Origin of the sequence: Arenibacter hampyeongensis (assembly GCF_002909255.1) — a bacterium.
GTDB classification, from domain to species: Bacteria; Bacteroidota; Bacteroidia; order Flavobacteriales; family Flavobacteriaceae; genus Arenibacter; species Arenibacter hampyeongensis.
The window spans coordinates 647555-662326 of record NZ_PIOB01000002.1 but is presented as its reverse complement, the minus strand read 5'-3'; the positions used below and the strand labels follow the sequence as shown (position 1 = coordinate 662326).

Below are 14772 nucleotides of genomic sequence, written 5' to 3'. Positions count from 1 at the left end.
CTTGATCAAGGTTGCGTTTGGGAAATTGTAACTTTTAAAATTGTCCCATTCGTCACGCTTACGGGACATTTAGTCACAGAATAGGAAAAAAGATTACTTTTTGTTGTGGGATATCTTTCCTTTGTTACAATATTAATTATAAAACTTCAAGAGAATGAAAAATTTTGGAAAATTGTTTTGCGCTTGTATTTTTTTTGTTTCCTGCAGTATGTCTCTTTTGGCTGTAAACCCAGGTCATAGTACTTTTTGTACCAATAATCCAACCGAGGTACTTGGTAAAGTGTATAATTCTCCTGTTGGCATATGGGAATATACAGTTGAGGATGTTCCTTATGAATACAGTGCAGGAACGTTGATTATTACCAAGGAAAAAGAGGGATATAAGGCAGTGATCAAGGTCAACTACAATACTCTGACGGCCACTGATGTGAAGGTCAAGGATAACACTTTAAACTTTTCGGTTTTTATTGAGGGTTCGAAAGTACAAGTTTCCTTGCAAGTGACAGATGATGCTATAAATGGTAACGCCAATTCTACAGAAGGTACATTTTCATTGAATGGCAAAAGAAATAAATCCTAAAAGTTGTATAGATTTTAAGCCTGTATTTGTCCATAAGTATTACAAACATCCTTGAATATGGGGATGTTTTTTTATTTTTGATAAAATGTACTTAAACTTTTTGTAAGTTAGGAATTCCTTTTGTCAACAAGTTTTACATACAATTTGTTCAGTATGAGTCAGTTCACTGTAGGTTGTAGAAATTGGATAGGAGTATTGTCCGTATTATGCCTCGGAAGTGTTGTGTCCCAAAATTTAGTGGAAAATCCCAGTTTTGAATCTTTTTTGGACTGCCCAGATCATTTAGGAAATTTTGGGCAAGACCTTAAATATTGGTCCGTACCCACTCTCGGCAGCACCGATTATTTTAATGCCTGTAGTCTGAGTATGGGCGTGCCCAACAATTTTATGGGAAAACAGCTGGCAAAATTCGGGGAGGGTTATATGGGATTTTATATGTACGCCCCTGAGGATTATAGGGAGTATATACAAGGAGAGCTACGGCAACCGTTGCAGAAAGATCTTACCTATACACTTTCCTTTTATATTAATTTGGCAGAGAATTCTGACTATGCCATTCGTGATTTTGATATTTTATTGTCATCCAAGCCATTGGAAATTAAAATAAAAAAAGGGCTATCGAAATGGCAGCTTTCTAAGATTATAGGGAACGATTTTACCTTCATCGAGATTTTGGGCGACCAATTCATCATTGATGAGAGTTCATGGACAAAGGTGTCCACAACCTTTGTTGCCAATGGCTATGAGCAGTTTATAACGGTTGGTAATTTTAAGGACAATGCTGCTACTAGGCGACAGAAATTGGTAAAGGAAAAAAATGTAAAGGGCGCTTATTATTACTTGGATATGGTATATGTTGGTGAAGGAATTCAGTCCTATGCCTTGGACGAAGCCCATATTTTTGAGAACGTATTTTTCAATTTTGATGAGTTTGAACTGGAGGATTATGGTGCGCAGGAGATAAAGCGGGTATTTAATTATTTGCAATCTGATAGTACTTTGCAGATTGTTATCAACGGATATACGGATAGTTTTGGCACTAACAACTACAACATGGAACTTTCTGGTAAACGGGCAACAGCAGTGGCAAATAGGTTGATCCAATTGGGCCTGGCCAGGAAAAGAATTACTTGGAATGGATTAGGGGCCTCCAGGCCCCTTGGAAATAATGGTGATGAAGAGGGTAGGGCGCTAAACAGGAGGGTGGAATTTATTATCTCCAAATCCCTTGAAAAGTGAGCATTTTATAGGGGAGTCGAAATTATTTTAGCAGCTTGTTAAAATTCTTGGCTTTAAATGATTGTGGTTCAAACTTTTGGAACTATATTTGATTTATAATAAGTAATTAATTTAAATTTTAGTAATGAGTAGAGGAACAGTAAAATTTTTCAACGATGCCAAAGGATTTGGGTTCATCACCGAAGAAGGTTCTAACAAAGAACATTTTGTACACATCTCTGGTTTAATCGACGAAGTTCGCGAAGGCGACGAAGTTGAGTTTGAACTAAAAGAAGGAAAAAAAGGATTAAACGCAGTAAACGTTAAAGTTATTTAATAAATACTTTTTAATTTCTTAAGACCCAAAGCCTATCTAACGATAGGCTTTTTTTTGTTCGTGAGACCCGTATTTCAAAAGCCGCAGGCGCATTGGAATAGGATAGTCGAACGAACCCCGCCTTTTGGCGGGGTTTTCGGTTTAATACCCAGAGCTGGGGACGGTTTAATGCCCCGTGTTTCGGTTACATCCCTTATAGGAGTCCAGTATTTGGTTTAGGTTTTTATGCCGTTTCTTAAGTTATAAAGTTGGAAATTATTGCTCCACGATGTGCTAATGCGACTATATCCTTTATACCTTCGCGTGGCTATGTTTTTATTCTTTATATTGGATTTTGGAAACATTGGTTGGCATTATTGGTAGACGTACTAGCACATCCCGATAATAATACGTTTGGTTTCCTTTACTAACTAAATGTAATTGTTCCTATGTTTGAATATTTAGATAAAATAAAATTGCTCATAGACAAAATGTCCACTGATCAAAAAGATCAATTGATCACTGCCTCAAAAATAGTTGCGGATGTTATTAAGAACGATGGTATAATCCACACCTTAGGTACTGGCCATTCCCAAATGATTGGGATGGAGATGTTTGGTAGGGCTTCCAACCTGGCCAATGTCAATGCCATAATGGATGATATGGTACTTATGGCCAGCGGGGCAAGGAGATCGGCAGCCATGGAGCAAATAAGTGGTCTTGCCGAAATACTTTGGAACAAATATCAATTTAATAAGGGGGATGTATTGATCGTGGTATCAAATTCCGGAAGAAATGCCTTGCCTTTGGAGATGGCCATGAAGGCCAGGAAGGAGGGTTTAAGGACTATAGCGATCACTTCTTTGGAACAATCAGGAAAGTATGCCTCCAGACATGAAAGTGGAAAGAAACTGTATCAGATCGCGGATTTGGTAATTGATAATTGTGTTCCAGCAGGGGATGGGGTTATCTCCCTTAAGGACACACTGATCGGTCCAGCTTCATCGGTGTTAGGAATGATCATTGTCAACATAATTTCCACAGAAGCCATAAAAATTAATTTGGAAAGAGGCGTTAGGCCTTCTGTTTTTCAAAGTCAGAACATAGATGAGGCGGACAATGAAGAACTATATCTTAAATATGAATCTAGGGTAAAACATCTTTAATAAAACAGCTAGTAAATTAAAAAAAGTCAATTAGCGCCACAACCCCATTATAGGAGATGACGATTGAAAACAAAAGGGCGGCATATAGGCCCAAATTAAGCCATAAACTTCCTTTGTATTGGCCCATGAGTTTTTTGTTATTGATCAATAAAATAATTCCTAGAATTACTAGAGGTAAGACGAATACATTAAAAACCTGGGACATAATCTGCATCTGAATAGGATTGGCACCAAATACAGGTACTATTAGTGCAAACAAGCAAGCAATGGCCGTAATTATCTTAAACTGCTTGGAGCTGGTGTCCAATTCACCTGATTGGTAATCGGCCAAGAGAATGGGGGCTATGAGTAAACAGGGGAATATAGAAGATAGCCCTGCACTTAAAGTTCCAAAAAAGAAAAGTGTCAATGCGAATTTCCCTGCGACCGGTTCTAGGGTATTGACCATGTCCAAAACTTTGGTAACGGGTTGACCTTGGTGGAACAAGGCTCCACTGGCTACCGCCATAACAGATGCACTAATAACAAAGACCAAACCTGCGGCTATAATAGCATCTTTTTTTTGTTGATTGAGATTGCTGATATTCCAACCTTTGCCCTTAACGAAAAGGGGACGGGATAGAAAGGTGGCAGCAGCCATTGTGGTACCCACAAATGCAGCCACCATCATTTTACCTCCCTCCACCTGGGGTATGGATGGTATTAATCCTTTGGCCACCTCAATGGGTAGGGGGTAGACCATAAAAAGGGATATTATAAACGAAAGCCCCATGATGGTCACGAAAATGACAAGAATCTTTTCGAAGAAGGCATACTTGCCTACCATAAGAAAACCGTACATAATTATAATGACCACTATGGCAATTGTCAAAACTGCTTCATATTGATAGCCGCCCAAACTAGGAAAATAGATTAGGAAAATCTCGAAGATAATGCTCGCAGAAATTCCTAAAATACCCATTAATGAATTCCATTGTCCAAATGAAATTCCTATAATAATCATTATAGCAATGAGCTTGCCCCATTTCAGGTGTTTCTTAAAAGCAAACAAGGCTGTTTCACCGGTAACCAGTGCAAAATTGCCATAAGCAAACATCAAGATTCCTGAGAACACACAGCTTAATAGCAAAACCCATAACAGTTGCATACCGTAAGTGCTTCCTGCAACGATCATAGAGGTTACACTCCCCGTACCAATCGTATAACCAATGGCAAATATTCCAGGACCAAAGGCCAAAACTAGGGCCAATATCTTTTTTAAAAACGATTTTTTAGCGGTCGGGGCTTCCATACTTTTAGTTTCTAAGTTTTATGATGGATCCCAAAGTATCGCGAACCATACTCTCCAACCCTATAAAATCCTTGTTGATCAATATTTCTTTGCTTATAAGTTGGGAACCCAGTCCTACACAGGTTACGCCGGCATCAAACCAGCCCTTTAAGTTGGAAGTTTCAGTAGTTACTCCTCCAGTGGGCATAATACTTGTCCAAGGTTGTGGACCTTTAATGGCCTTTACAAAAGAGGGGCCATAGGTAGACCCTGGAAATAGTTTTACGATTTCGCAACCCATTTCCTCGGCCCTATTAATTTCGGTCAATGAACCGCAGCCTGGTGACCAGAGCACTTTTCTTCGGTTGCAGACAATGGCAATATCCTCTCTTAGGGAAGGGGTTACAATAAAATTGGCACCCATCTGCATATATAGCGATGCCGCGGCAGCATCTGTTATGGAACCAACTCCCATAATCATGCCCGGCAGTTCTTTAATGGCAAATTTGTTCATTTCGGAAAAGACTTCGTACGCGAAGTCGCCACGCGCTGTAAATTCCATTAATCTGGCACCACCGTCGTAACAGGCCTGCAATACTTTCTTACCTAGTTCTATATCCGGATCATAGAATAAGGGAACCATACCCGATTCCTTCATTGCCGTTGCTACTTCCAATCTTGAATATTGTGCCATTCGCTTTTATACTTTGTTTAATATTTTGTTGAAATCATAATCCGAGGGATTATCCAAATAAACCTTTGCACGCACATAATCCTTTTCCTCCAAATAGTGTAGATTCTGGAAACAAAGTCGGATAAATTCGGAATCGATATCAACCAATCGCGGTGCTATTTTTCCATCCTTATCCTGAAGGTCCGTCAAAAAAAGTGGGGATACTTCTCCTCTCGAATTGGCAGTAACAATGCATCCGCTAAGGCCTTCATCGAATAATTTCTTGACTCCCAGGCCCAATAGGGTACATAATGTTAGGTCAAATCCAATTGGTCTACAACATCGGAGTTCATAGCCCAGTTCAACAGGCCTACTTTTTATCTGTATATCCAGTTCTTTCAATCTCCGCTGAACCAACATGTTAAAAATGTGGGATTTACTAACATTGCCCAATTCGGGATGTCCGTGATCGTCGTATGTGAAATTTATACCACAATCTTTAATTTCTGAATCTGGCATTATATGGAATATGCCTTCACTGACAAGGGCAACGCCATAATTTACATTTTCTATTTTTCTTTTGACCATCGAGGAGATAATCAATCGGACTACCTTATCGAAGGTAATGTTGGTCTTGTTGAACATTTCAGGAATGACCATCATTGGAAAATGACAGCTAGCTGCAATTCCAAGAGCCAAATGCCCTGCAGACCTTCCCATGGTGGACATAACGAACCAGTTTTCGCTGGTACGTGCATCTTCATAGGTAGTGGTGCCAATTCTTACGCCCTCATCTTTTGCGGAATGAAAACCAAAGGTGGGATTCCGATCTGGTAACGGAAGATCGTTGTCTATGGTCTTGGGAACATGAATGTTGGATATGACAATGTTTTCTTTCTTCAAATAACCTGTAATTCTATTGGCAGTAGAGGCCGTGTCATCACCACCAATACTCACCAATAGTTTTACATTGTTTTCAGAAAAAAGGGTAGTATTCAATTTTTCATTGCCGGGTTTGAACCGGCTCATGATCAAGGTGGAACCACCTCTGCTAAAAATTCGATCGGCATGGGGGAAATCGAATTCCTTTATTTTGGGATGTTCTGAAAAGATTCCTTTAAAGCCTTCATGTAATCCAAGTACTCTATAGCCGTCCTTTAAAAAAATCTTCGCCACAGTGCCTATTACAGCATTGATGCCTGGCGCAGGACCACCTCCGCAAATAATTAATATGGATTTTTTTTTGGCCATTTTTATCTTTTTAAAAAATCACTTGAACCGCAGAGACATTACCACTCCCCAATTTATTAAAATTGAAACTACCCTTTTTAATGTGTTTAACATTAGGTAGAAGCTAAATGCTAGCCCGCTATTATTATCAACATTATTACCAGCTGATTTTTCTCTCCTTAAATTCCCAAACCTTGTCCTCCACCAATTTGGATGGTTTCGGCGGTAAGGAAAGCAGCATCTTTGCCAGCCAAAAACGAAATTACGGAGGCTACTTCTTCGGGTTGCCCCAATCTTCCCAACAATATATTGTTTTTCCAAGAAGCAAAAACTTCAGGCTTGGTAGATTTAATTTCAGTATGGAAAGGCGTGTCAATGGTACCTGGAGATACTGCATTTACTCTAATCCCATATTCAGCAAGGTCTTTTGCCAATGCCCTTGTTATAGCATGAACGCCCGCTTTTGATGTACCATAAATACCAGCTCCTGGTCCTCCAGCATTCCAGCCAGCAATGGATGTATAGTTTATTATAGTAGGTAGATCTCCTTTTTTAAGAAAGGGTATGGCAGCTCTTGAAGCAAAAAACACTGAATCAAGGTTTAATGCCATTACAAATCTGTAAAAATCAGTTGTCATTTCTTCAAACCTGGACCTTCCTCCCAGTCCACCTGCATTATTTACAAGAACATCAATTTTTCCATACTTTTTACCAATTTTGGAGATGTTTGCAGTTACTTCTTCTTCTTTTGTAACGTCAAATCCATAATATTCAGCAGTGATGCCCTCCGCGGTAAGCTCTTTTATTCTTTGAACTCCTGCTTCATCATCGATACCGTTTAAAACCACGGTATATCCGTCTTTACCCAATCTCTTTGCTACTTCGAAACCAATTCCACCAGTGGCTCCGGTGATTACTGCTACTTTTCCGTTTGAATTACTCATATCTCTAATTGTTATTTTATTTTTTTAAATTATTCTACTGACTTTATATTTTTTGCGAAATAATAGATAGATCCTATTCCTAGGGGAACAAAAATGGCAATGGTTATGAAAATAGGTGTGTACGACACTTTTGCAATTACGGGAACCAAAAAGTTCATGATAATTACAGAAAATACTCCTACCATCCCACCTAGACCTGCCAGTGAACCTACAGATTTACCACTGAAAAAGTCGCTTGGCAATGTTTGGATATTTCCAATTGCAAATTGAAATCCAAATAAAACTATGAATACAATCGCAACAAATTTCTCCGGTGTGTCAGCAAACTGAATAGTCGCAATAAGACCTAACACCATTATGATTCCGCCAATGAAAATTGTGGTTTTCCTACCTTTATTTATTGAATTGGTTTTTGAAATAATAACTCCAGAAACATAGCCGCCCGCAATACTTCCTATGGCTGCGCCTACGTAGGGAACCCAGGCAAACATGCCCACCTCTTTTACATTAAAGCCATACACATCAAATAAATATATGGGCATCCAGCCTACAAATAGCCACCAGATAGGCTCTAAGAAGAATCTACTTGCAACAATGGCCCAGGACTCCTTATGGGAAAGAATTTCTTTAAGGCTAAGTCCTTTTTGGTCCTCAGTGGCATTTTGATCGGCGATACTTTGTCCTTCAGAAATAAATTTTTGCTCTTCTTCTGTTATCCAAGGATGCTTTTTAGGTCCTGCCTTATTAATTAAAAGCCAAGGAATAATCCACAAAAGCCCTAAGGCCCCCACCACGATAAAAGTAACTTCCCACCCATAAGCAACAAAAAGGAGGGCTATTAATGGTGGCGCTATAACCGACCCAATGGAAGCACCGGCGTTGAACAAGCCTTGGGCTATGGCACGTTCTTTTATTGGAAACCATTCCGCATTACTTTTTACGGCACCTGGCCAGTTACCAGCTTCTGATAAACCTAAAGTCGTTCTGAAAAAGGCCAATGACAAAAAACCTCTAACTGTTGAGTGCAATATGGTTGATAAACTCCAAATGCCTATGCTTATTACGTATCCAATTCTAGTGCCAACTTTGTCGAATAATTTACCCGAGAATAATTGTCCCAAGGCATAAGCTACCATAAAAATGTTTAAAATATAGCTGTAGTGATCTTTGGTCAAACCCAATGAATGCGAAATAGAGCCTTCTACATTTTCATTACCCCACATAATGGATAGAGCACTTCTGTCTATATAATTAATAACAGTTGCTAAAAAGATAAGACCGATAATGAACCAACGTAATCCTTTAATTTTCATAGTATTTTGCTTTGGTATGTTATTGTTGTTGCTATGTTGTGAAATGGCAATAGAAAGTAAGCAGGCGAAATGCCTGTGCTTATCAAATACTTGAATTATATCTAAAATTTCGGGGGAGTATTTAATGGGGTCTTTTAAATACGACGTAAATTTAAAATAGTATTCTAAGTATTATTTCCCTTCAGTTATGTGTCGAAAGTGATAAAACTGTGCAATTTTATCCCCTGCTTATTTTTTATCAATCTTTAATGTTGTAACAATATTCGTATAACATTTTAAAATGTATTTTCATTTTTTCCTTGGCCAATTGGGGGTCCTGTTTCTTTATAGCCTCATAAATATCCCTATGTTCTTGTATGCCAATAAAAGCGATATTCTTGTCGCAAACATGATATTTGGTAAAGTTGGTTAGAATCTCCGGGGTGATGATCAACATAAATGTGTTGATGGTACTATTGCCACTAGCTTTTGCTATGGCTAGGTGGAACAACAAATCCTCCTGTACGGCATCTTCCCCTTTCATAACCTTTCCGGTATAGGCCTCCAAAGCCTCCTCCATTTGTTTCAAATCTTCCTCCGATCTTCTCATCGCTGCCAACCTTGAGGTTTTAAGTTCCAAAAGTATCCTTGTCTCAACCAAAGATTTGAAATCTGGATTTTCCAATCTCAGAATGTCGGTAATCATACCGTTCATTGCAACAGGACCAATATCGGCAACAAACGTTCCGCTCTGTGGCTTTGATATTAATAGTCCGTAAAATTCCAATGTTTGAATGGCTTCCCTTACATTTCCTCTACTCACTTCAAATTTTTCCGAAAGCTTTCTTTCTGAAGGTAATTTGTCTCCAGGCTCCAAGTTCTTATAATTAATATAATCCCTGATTTTGGAAATAATCTCATTCTGTATTTCGTCGTTTTCGGTTTTAGGAAGAATTTCTATTTTCATGCTAATTTTGTATGGCTTAAATTGGTTAACCAAATTGGTTGGTCAAATCTACATAAAATCAATAACTGAATGAAATTTTAATAGTTTACGATTCCAAAATATAAGTATTCTTATTTAAGTTTTAAGAAATTTACCGGCCAGACCTTTAGCCGGTAAATTCCAATTAAAAAAACTAACTATAACTAACTACTTGTATTTATAATCTTACTGATTTTTAGTAACCATCATTTTGAGTAATAACTCCATCGCTTGCAAGAATTTCTGAGTTTGGTATTGGAAACACATTATAATTACTGCTAATCGTTTCTCCCATCTCCACATCAACGGTACCCGTTCTCACCAAATCGAACCATCTATGCCCTTCAAGCGCCAATTCCACTCTTCTTTCGTCAGCAATTGCCTGTCTAACATCGGCCTGTGAACTTACTGTTCCAGTTAAGCTATTTAAACCTGCTCTCGTTCTTATGGGATCCAATAATGGAAGTACTGTTGTTGCAGGAGCGCTATTTTCATTCAGTGCCTCTGCGTATAATAGAATTACATCGGATAACCTAAGTTCTATATAGTCCTGATCCAAAGCTCCAGTATATTTCTTACTGCCATTCATATTATCCGTATCAATAGTAAGCGCCTTTCTTAAATCCGTACCTCCACCAGCAGCACCACTGGCGTCAAAAGCTGCAATTAAGCGTGGATCTAGAGGCGTAAGGGCTTTTGTGTCAGCCCCGGTAAACCAACCTACAAACGTGGTGGCTGATCCATATGCGTTTGGAACTGAAGTTGATAATTGGGTTGCAAAAAGGATTTCTGAATTACCGTCTACTACAACCTTGGCAAAGTCACTTTCCAAACTTATCCCTGCGGCGGCGGCACCGCTTACAACAGCTCCAAGCGTTGTTGCAGCTTCAGGAAAATTACCTCTGTACATATATACTTTTCCGAGAAAACCCTGAGCCGCAATTTTGGACGCGCGTCCACTTGCCAATCCAGAATTGTTTAAACCAGCTATAGCGGCCTGAAAGTCTGGGATAATCACATTGTTGTACACGTCGGCAGCCGGTTGTCTTGTTAAAATAGACAAATCCGATGGGCTTGGTGAGGGAGATAAATTCACGGTGACATCACCAAAAACCATCACCAATTTAAAGTAGGATAAAGCTCTTAAAAATCTGGCCTCCGCTATCTCAGTGGGCTTCGTTGAATTATCAATGACATTATTGGCACTCAAGATTGCCTTGTACAAATTGCTATAGAATGGGCGAAAGAATTGCTCTACCAAATCCAAACCTCCCAAATCTGCATTGTAGGTGTCAAATGAAGTATATGGGCTTTCCAGCATCAACATATTGTCGGCCCTAAAGTCACCCATCACTCCAAGTGGTGTGGAACCACCGGTCTGATAGTAATACGCTGCATTCAATACGGGTCCAAATTCCTCCAAGCCACTGGATTCAAGTAATAAAGGTGGCGTTTGATCCAAATCGTTATCACATGCTGTTATCAACAACACGGACACTAATACTAGATATATAGTTTTCATTTTTTTCATTTTTTCTTAATTAAAAATTAACATTTACACCCAAAGTAAAACTTCTTACAAGAGGGCTCGCACCTTCTTGGTATCCGTAAGTGGTTGGACCAGCATAACCTGTATTTTCGATCTCTACACCTTCAGGGTTAAAGGAGGTATAATTATCTGCCATTAAATACAATAAATTGGTAGCTGCAACATATACCCTCATAGAACCTATACCAATTTTATCCGTTAATTCAGAATTAAGGGTATACCCTAAAGTTATGTTTCTTAAGGCGGTAAAGGAAGCATCTTGAATTCCCGAACCATGTGCATTTCTGGTCTCCTGATAAAACTTGCCACTGGCGTCGGCAATACCGTCATTATTGGCATCAAAACTGGACTTTAATCTACCGCCAAATTGTGATTTCCAGTAAATGGGGTCTATATTGTAAAGTTCTGCGCCTTGAGATCCCTGGAATTGGAATGAAAAATCAAAATTCTTTATGCTCATGGAACTTGAAAGTCCCCAATAGAAATCCGGTGTTGCGGATCCCAACTTTACATAATCACCTTCATAGGTAATTTCACCGTCACCGTTTTGGTCAACAACATAATATTCTCCGCTGCCAAATCCAACGCCTCTGGAGGGATCTGACATATGTATTGTTTCAACCTCACCAGTGACTTCATACCCCCACATTTCACCAATTTCTCCTCCTACATAGTTTCTAAACTCAGGACCTCTACCACTTGGTCCACCATAAATTTGCCTGGGCAGTTCGGTCAATTCACCTAGATTGGTAATTTCTGATTCAGCAGTTGATAAATTGGCGTTGATATTCCAAGAGAAGTCTTGATCGGTAATTATTTTAGCATTAAGTTCAAACTCCAAACCGGAACTGGTCACATCACCACGATTAAGTTTTATAGCAGGTGTTCCAAGAACTTCAGATACACTTTGATTGATCAACATATCTTGGACATCAGACGTATAATAATCTACACTTAATCTGAAACGGTTATTTATAAACCCTGTATCAACACCATAGTTTGTCTCTTTATTGGTTTGCCAAGTTAAATCGGGGTTTGCTATATCCTCAGGAATTAGAAATCCTGTCCCGAAAGCGGTAGGTGAGGTACCCAAAATGCTTAATGAGTTGTATGATCCCAAGAAAGAAGCAGTTCCTAAAGACCCAGTACTAAACCTAAGTTTAAATAGGCTAAAAGCATCAGCATCTCCGAAAAAAGATTCATTATGAATATTCCAGCCTAAGGATAGTGCTGGGAATACTGCGTATTTTTCATTGGCTCCAAATCGTGAATCACCATCCCTTCTAATGGATGCCGATAGTAGATAACGGTCATCAAACGCATAGGTAATTCTTCCAAAAAAACCATTTCTTGACTGGGTGTCATCTATCTCGTTGGTAATCACATCTGCGGGGTCAAAAAAATCATAATTTAAAGGCAGACCAAATGGCACGTTGGATCCATTGTTTACTATACCCTTATAATAGGTATTTACAAATTCCATTCCAGCCACCACAGATATGTCGTGTTTATCGGCAAATACTTTTGCATAATTTAAAGTAGTTGTACTTAAAACGGTAGATTTTTTTATATTGGATATATCCAACTCTGTTTGATTGGAACGTTGTTGGCCATCCGACAATATTCCATGATACACGTAAGTCTGGGTATCTTCAAGATCTGCTCCAAAAACGGTTTTTATATTTAAACCCTCAATGATTTCATATTGCAAATAAGAACTTACGTTCCCAAAATATGTCTTTTTCCACCTTTTTGAATTATCAAACTTCGCGGCTACACCTGCATCTCCCGTTCCTCCAATACCGTTTTGATTTCGACCATATTGCCAATCGTGAACTACATCACCTGGTTGCAAATCATAGATACTTGTAGGATCCAGACCAATACCTCTATAATCTTGGTCAAATGATCTACCTATGTTATTTCCAGTAAATCCAGTATCGAATAATGCTTGTCTGTTACGGTCCAATTGTTGAACGAAATCAATCGAGGCTTGCGTATGGTATATAGGACTAATGCTATATGATCTTAAAAGATCTCTCATTTCCCAAGGAACAATATCCTGCTTGCCATAATAACCATTCATACTCAGTCCGGCCTTTAATTTGGAACCCAAGTTGGCATCAAGGTTCATGCGCCCGTTATATCTTTCATAACCTTGCCCTTTTACTATACCTTCAGTGTTCAAATAACCAAGGGAGGCAAAAGCTTTTAAATTTTCAGACCCTCCGCTCACGCTGAAATCATGGCTAGTTGAACTACCATTTTTGAAAAGCCAATCCTCTATACTTACTACATCAGGCGCATTGGCGTATGCATTTAGTCTGTAAGCCAATAAACCTGGGTCGGTTTCGGAAAGATCATAGGCATCTGTTTGTAACTCACTGGCCCATTCCGGTGCAGTCTTAAGCATTTCAATGTCCTTCACATACTTGCTTGAGGTGCTTGTATATGAATTGTAACTGAAATTAACTTTTCCTGATTTTCCTTTTTTGGTGGTTACCAAAATAACTCCATTTGCACCCAAAGAACCATAAATAGCAGCTGAGGCAGCATCTTTTAATACTTCTAAACTTTCTATATCGTTTGGGTTAACGGTTGCCAAATTGCCTGAAATCGGATAACCATCAACAACGATGAGGGGCCCTGAGTCACCTGAAACAGATGAAGCTGCCCTAATTTGGATTTTTGGATCCGCACCAGGTTCTCCACTTTGATTTTGAATTCTTACTCCAGACAACTTACCTGCCAAGGCATCATCCACACGGGCCACTTGAACAGCAGCCACTTCATCTCCTCCTACTTTTGCAACCGCTCCGGTAAGATGTGATTTTTTTATTGTACCATATCCAACTACAACAACCTCATCAAGTTGGCTTGCATCTTCTTGCATGGTGATGTTTAATTGTTCTTGATTTGTAATTGGAATCGATTGGGTTACAAAGCCTAAAGACGAAAACTGTAGTACGTCTCCGTTTTTTACCTCAATTTGGTAATTTCCATCAAAATCTGTTGCCGTTCCTGTAGTAGTATTGGCAATAATTACGTTCACTCCAGGCACAGGTACGCTAGCAGCGTCCGTGACCGTTCCGGAAAGCATAAAGCCATCTTGGGCGAACAGTGCAACATTAATGAGCAATACTGCTCCTAAAATGAGTTTCTTTTTTAAATTCATTGGTGTTTGTATTGAGTTAGAATTGTCAATTTTCGATTTCGATTTTGATTATCAAAATCAGTTTTTAAATGTGTTTGTGCATTCACATTTTTTCCACTATTTACCAAATCACGCAATCTGTATACAAGTCAATGTATTTTTTTATATTTGCAGTAAGCGTGTTATAATAAATTATTACATGTCTAGGTTATTACTTCCCTTCAGAATGAAGTAAACTTTTTTAAAAGGATGGGTGTGCACCCGTCCTTTTTTTTGTCAAATCTTTTGGTCTATTTTCAAGTATTTTTCTTTTAACATGGCTGGTGCTGTTTTTGTTTTTTTGGTAAACCAAAGTGGTCAACCAGTTTGGTTTACCAAATATATGTTATTTATTC

12 protein-coding genes are annotated in these 14772 nt (G+C 38.8%); 4 read left to right on the top strand and 8 right to left on the bottom strand.

All coding sequences use genetic code 11. The annotated features are described in order from the left end of the window. The first annotated feature begins 154 nt into the window (after positions 1-154). The 4 genes from CWD91_RS07730 to CWD91_RS07715 all read left to right on the top strand — a co-directional run bounded on the left by CWD91_RS07730 (position 155) and on the right by CWD91_RS07715 (position 3280). Positions 155-580: a hypothetical protein gene (locus CWD91_RS07730; protein ID WP_103440384.1), complete on the top strand. Its 426-nt coding sequence runs from the start codon at positions 155-157 to the stop codon at positions 578-580. A 153-nt stretch (positions 581-733) separates the two neighbouring features. Next, positions 734-1819: an OmpA family protein gene (locus CWD91_RS07725; RefSeq protein WP_103440383.1), complete on the top strand. Its 1086-nt coding sequence runs from the start codon at positions 734-736 to the stop codon at positions 1817-1819. A 124-nt stretch (positions 1820-1943) separates the two neighbouring features. Next, on the top strand, positions 1944-2135 hold the full coding sequence (locus CWD91_RS07720; protein ID WP_103440382.1) for a cold-shock protein: 192 nt from the start codon (positions 1944-1946) through the stop codon (positions 2133-2135). 428 nt (positions 2136-2563) lie between these two features. Further along, positions 2564-3280, top strand: a complete 717-nt coding sequence (locus CWD91_RS07715) for a sugar isomerase domain-containing protein (protein ID WP_103440381.1) — start codon at positions 2564-2566, stop codon at positions 3278-3280. Between the two features lie 16 nt (positions 3281-3296). Here CWD91_RS07715 and CWD91_RS07710 read toward each other — a convergent pair whose 3' ends face one another. The 8 genes from CWD91_RS07710 to CWD91_RS07675 form a co-directional block, all read right to left on the bottom strand. After that, positions 3297-4571 carry an Nramp family divalent metal transporter gene (locus CWD91_RS07710; protein ID WP_103440380.1) on the bottom strand — a complete coding sequence of 425 codons (1275 nt, stop codon included), beginning with the start codon at positions 4569-4571 and terminating at the stop codon, positions 3297-3299. A 4-nt stretch (positions 4572-4575) separates the two neighbouring features. Then, on the bottom strand, positions 4576-5244 hold the full coding sequence (locus CWD91_RS07705) for a bifunctional 4-hydroxy-2-oxoglutarate aldolase/2-dehydro-3-deoxy-phosphogluconate aldolase (protein WP_103440379.1): 669 nt from the start codon (positions 5242-5244) through the stop codon (positions 4576-4578). 6 nt (positions 5245-5250) lie between these two features. Beyond that, on the bottom strand, positions 5251-6474 hold the full coding sequence (locus tag CWD91_RS07700; protein ID WP_103440378.1) for a 6-phosphofructokinase: 1224 nt from the start codon (positions 6472-6474) through the stop codon (positions 5251-5253). A gap of 158 nt (positions 6475-6632) precedes the next feature. After that, on the bottom strand, positions 6633-7397 hold the full coding sequence (locus CWD91_RS07695; RefSeq protein ID WP_103440377.1) for an SDR family NAD(P)-dependent oxidoreductase: 765 nt from the start codon (positions 7395-7397) through the stop codon (positions 6633-6635). A 29-nt stretch (positions 7398-7426) separates the two neighbouring features. After that, a complete protein-coding gene (locus CWD91_RS07690; RefSeq protein ID WP_103440376.1) occupies positions 7427-8710 on the bottom strand; it encodes an MFS transporter in 1284 nt (427 codons plus the stop codon). 238 nt (positions 8711-8948) lie between these two features. Then, a complete protein-coding gene (locus tag CWD91_RS07685) occupies positions 8949-9656 on the bottom strand; it encodes a FadR/GntR family transcriptional regulator (protein ID WP_103440375.1) in 708 nt (235 codons plus the stop codon). 214 nt (positions 9657-9870) lie between these two features. Beyond that, positions 9871-11196: a RagB/SusD family nutrient uptake outer membrane protein gene (locus CWD91_RS07680; RefSeq protein ID WP_103440531.1), complete on the bottom strand. Its 1326-nt coding sequence runs from the start codon at positions 11194-11196 to the stop codon at positions 9871-9873. Positions 11197-11215: 19 nt separating this feature from the next. After that, positions 11216-14398 carry a SusC/RagA family TonB-linked outer membrane protein gene (locus CWD91_RS07675; RefSeq protein WP_103440374.1) on the bottom strand — a complete coding sequence of 1061 codons (3183 nt, stop codon included), beginning with the start codon at positions 14396-14398 and terminating at the stop codon, positions 11216-11218. Positions 14399-14772 lie beyond the last annotated feature (374 nt).

What these genes read in the sequence shown, in the direction of transcription:
- CWD91_RS07730 (WP_103440384.1), top strand. Translation starts at nt 155, where the DNA reads ATGAAAAATTTTGGAAAATTGTTTTGCGCTTGTATTTTTTTTGTTTCC.
- CWD91_RS07715 (WP_103440381.1), top strand. Translation starts at nt 2,564, where the DNA reads ATGTTTGAATATTTAGATAAAATAAAATTGCTCATAGACAAAATGTCC.
- CWD91_RS07675 (WP_103440374.1), bottom strand. Translation starts at nt 14,398, where the DNA reads ATGAATTTAAAAAAGAAACTCATTTTAGGAGCAGTATTGCTCATTAAT.
- CWD91_RS07685 (WP_103440375.1), bottom strand. Translation starts at nt 9,656, where the DNA reads ATGAAAATAGAAATTCTTCCTAAAACCGAAAACGACGAAATACAGAAT.
- CWD91_RS07700 (WP_103440378.1), bottom strand. Translation starts at nt 6,474, where the DNA reads ATGGCCAAAAAAAAATCCATATTAATTATTTGCGGAGGTGGTCCTGCG.
- CWD91_RS07725 (WP_103440383.1), top strand. Translation starts at nt 734, where the DNA reads ATGAGTCAGTTCACTGTAGGTTGTAGAAATTGGATAGGAGTATTGTCC.
- CWD91_RS07680 (WP_103440531.1), bottom strand. Translation starts at nt 11,196, where the DNA reads ATGAAAACTATATATCTAGTATTAGTGTCCGTGTTGTTGATAACAGCA.
- CWD91_RS07690 (WP_103440376.1), bottom strand. Translation starts at nt 8,710, where the DNA reads ATGAAAATTAAAGGATTACGTTGGTTCATTATCGGTCTTATCTTTTTA.
- CWD91_RS07705 (WP_103440379.1), bottom strand. Translation starts at nt 5,244, where the DNA reads ATGGCACAATATTCAAGATTGGAAGTAGCAACGGCAATGAAGGAATCG.
- CWD91_RS07710 (WP_103440380.1), bottom strand. Translation starts at nt 4,571, where the DNA reads ATGGAAGCCCCGACCGCTAAAAAATCGTTTTTAAAAAAGATATTGGCC.
- CWD91_RS07720 (WP_103440382.1), top strand. Translation starts at nt 1,944, where the DNA reads ATGAGTAGAGGAACAGTAAAATTTTTCAACGATGCCAAAGGATTTGGG.
- CWD91_RS07695 (WP_103440377.1), bottom strand. Translation starts at nt 7,397, where the DNA reads ATGAGTAATTCAAACGGAAAAGTAGCAGTAATCACCGGAGCCACTGGT.